Below are 451 nucleotides of genomic sequence, written 5' to 3'. Positions count from 1 at the left end.
TAGAGCATTTCCCAAAAAGTCTGAATCGTCTTGGGTTCCCTTTTGTGGTGAATAGTGATTCAAGCTGAGGGCTGGACAAGGAGGCCAGCCTTCATGACGCGACCTCTATCGATTGACTTACGCAAGCGTTTGATTGATGCCGTTGAAGGTGGAATGTCCCGACGGGCTGCTGCAGAGCGGTTTGGTGTTGGGGAAGCGACGGCAATCCGCTGGGTGGAGCGTTATCGGCGCACCGGCCGCATCGAGCCCGAGAAGATGGGGCCTCGTTCGCCGCGCAGTCCGCTTGAGGCGGTTCGCGATGAGATCCTTGAGCTGGTGGAGGTAAGACCCGATCTCACTCTCGCGGAAATCGTGGACCATCTCATTAAGGGCCCTTAAATGTCCATTTAATTAAGCGGACACTTAACGCACCAAATCGAAAAGCGGCAGGTCGGGTTCAACGGACGCTCAC

At 55.4% G+C, this 451-nt stretch carries 1 protein-coding gene; it reads left to right on the top strand.

The window, feature by feature from the left end; genetic code table 11:
- Positions 1–93: 93 nt before the first annotated feature.
- On the top strand, positions 94–378 hold the full coding sequence (locus ACXAIC_RS24830) for a helix-turn-helix domain-containing protein (RefSeq protein WP_475187130.1): 285 nt from the start codon (positions 94–96) through the stop codon (positions 376–378).
- The last annotated feature ends 73 nt before the right edge of the window (positions 379–451 follow it).

This window comes from Roseibium sp. AWQ4_254 (assembly GCF_056161025.1).
Note: the sequence above shows the minus strand (reverse complement) of the source record. Positions and strands in the feature narration are given on the sequence as shown.